Origin of the sequence: Kitasatospora sp. NPDC088346 (assembly GCF_044740765.1) — a bacterium.
Classification (GTDB): domain Bacteria; phylum Actinomycetota; class Actinomycetes; order Streptomycetales; family Streptomycetaceae; genus Kitasatospora.
The window spans coordinates 1-2,045 of the sequence record NZ_JBIURH010000164.1 but is presented as its reverse complement, the minus strand read 5'-3'; the positions used below and the strand labels follow the sequence as shown (position 1 = coordinate 2,045).

Below are 2,045 nucleotides of genomic sequence, written 5' to 3'. Positions count from 1 at the left end.
CACCAGGCAGACACGCGCAGCAGCCGCCGATCGATGGAACCTCACCCTCACCAGTGAAGATCACCAACAGCATCCCGATTACGGGCCAGAGCCGATGACCGTACAGACCCTCTCAGGTCGCTTCGTTGCGCCTGGGTGAGGCCGCCGTCTGTGGCTTCCTCCTCCAGGCGCACGCCGATGCCCTCGGCATCACCGTGGAGCGGCCGCTCGGCCCCGACCTTCGGGCGCATCAGACTGAGGGCTGCCAGCCGCCGAATCCCCTCAGCCCTGGGTGCCGGCCTGGGCCAGGAGGTGGCCGGTCAGCGTGAGGGCCTGCACCGCTGGCGCCCATTGGGCGAGCAGGGCCATCACGTCAGGCAACGTCGCGGCGTACGCCCCCTCCGCCTCGAAGACGCCCTCCAGGTCGAGGAGGACTTGCGGCTCGGCCATGCGGCGGAACTCGTCCCGCTGCTCCCCGACGGAGACCTGCGCCCGGGCGATGTACGTGCCTTTCTTGCCGACGCCGCCGGCGCGCTACGTCACCGATTGCCATCGAAGATCATTCCCGACCTGCTCGCCGAGAGCGCCCGCAACCCCGGGCTGGCACGAACGCGGCGAACTCCCCCGCCGACGTGGACCGCGAACTCGCACTCGACTTCCTCGCCGGCCCCCTCTACTGGCGCCTCGCGGTCGTCCACACCCCGACCGGCCCTGACTATCTCGACCGCCTCACCGACAAGCTTCTCGCCGCCTTCGCCGCCTGACCACCGGCCCGGCGAGCACCGACATCCCCCAAGCTCCAGCAGCCGAGCGGCCATCACCGGCCCGTGTGCCGCGAGAGCGGCGACCACACTCGTTCAAGCGGGCCCCACGCACAAACCCGTGGAGCCTGGGCAGCTGCACACTCTGCGCCTTGCGCACCGCACGCTGGACCTCGGCCTCGGCGCCTTGCTGCCAGGCACACTGACAGACAGTCATCGTCTTCTCAGCGCGCAGCGTCGGTGCGAATGCTGCGACCCCACACGATCCGGTGACAACAGGCGCGACATCACGTCACATACCGCCCTCTGATGACCCGCCGCCGGCTGCATGCCGTCGGCTCGAGGCCCGGCGGCCAGGAGCCGGCCGCGTAGGTGGTCGGCCGGGGCGGCCTTCGCTTCGAGGACCCGATTCCACTGCAACCGCAGTTGAGGTGACCGGCTCGAAGTTCGCCCGTCGAGCCAGTCATGGGTGGGGATGTCGCGGTTGACACGGTGCAGGGCTGGGCTGCGGGCCTGGACGGTCCGCACGTTCGGATCAGCGCCGGGCCGGTCGGGAGAGACCCTAGTGCGGCGGGAGGACCACGAGAGCGACGACGATGACGAGGACAGTGACGGCGGGTACGACGACGAGGCCGAGCACGATGGGGGTCAGCCGGTCCCGGAACTGCTTCGGGGGCTGGACCCGTGCGGTCTGGTCCGTGCTCAGTTCCCACCAGTTGACGACCCGCTGGAACTGCTCGTCGAAGTCGGGGGTGGGATGCATGGCACTGCGGTAGAGCCCGGGCAACGAACGACGCCGTCCGCCCTCCAGGAACATCCGGACCGCGTACGACGACGAGCCCTGGCCCTTGGTCTCGCGCACGTCGATCCACCGGATCTCGCGCCACGGGTAGGTGCGGCCACGCCCAAGGCCCCAACAGATGGTTATTCCGTCGGCCCCGACCCGGCTCCAGCTCCGGTACGACAGGAAGAGAAGCGGGGCGAGGAGGGCGATGGTCCCGCCCGCCAGCCAGGAGAAGCCCACCGCGCCGAGCCGGACGAACGCGGCGATCCCCTGGGCGCCCAGGACGACAACGGCCAGCACCACGTACGACTTCACCGGACGATTCCGGTCCTTCACTCGAAAGTTCAGTTCGATCACAGCGGGCACACTACGCCTGCGGCCTCGGCCGCGAAGCGGCCGGGTCTGGAGCATCACTGACAGTCGTTCAGCTTGTGCTTTATCCATCAGGCTCGAACGTCGCCTCGAACATGATCACCCGGATGGGGATTCGCCGGACGTGAGGGCGGCCTCCGTCCGATCCT

Annotated in this window: 3 protein-coding genes; 1 reads left to right on the top strand and 2 read right to left on the bottom strand. The window is 69.1% G+C overall.

Annotated elements, in window-relative coordinates; genetic code table 11:
- Positions 1–261: 261 nt before the first annotated feature.
- A complete protein-coding gene (locus ACIOFR_RS42170; protein ID WP_401006134.1) occupies positions 262–429 on the bottom strand; it encodes a hypothetical protein in 168 nt (55 codons plus the stop codon).
- A 182-nt stretch (positions 430–611) separates the two neighbouring features.
- Between ACIOFR_RS42170 and ACIOFR_RS42165 the strand changes: the two genes are divergently transcribed.
- Positions 612–743 carry a hypothetical protein gene (locus tag ACIOFR_RS42165; RefSeq protein ID WP_401006132.1) on the top strand — a complete coding sequence of 44 codons (132 nt, stop codon included), beginning with the start codon at positions 612–614 and terminating at the stop codon, positions 741–743.
- A 559-nt stretch (positions 744–1,302) separates the two neighbouring features.
- Here ACIOFR_RS42165 and ACIOFR_RS42160 read toward each other — a convergent pair.
- Entirely contained in the window at positions 1,303–1,881 is a 579-nt protein-coding gene (locus ACIOFR_RS42160) for a hypothetical protein (protein ID WP_401006130.1), read from the bottom strand.
- Positions 1,882–2,045 lie beyond the last annotated feature (164 nt).

What these genes read in the sequence shown, in the direction of transcription:
- ACIOFR_RS42170 (WP_401006134.1), bottom strand. Translation starts at nt 429, where the DNA reads ATGGCCGAGCCGCAAGTCCTCCTCGACCTGGAGGGCGTCTTCGAGGCG.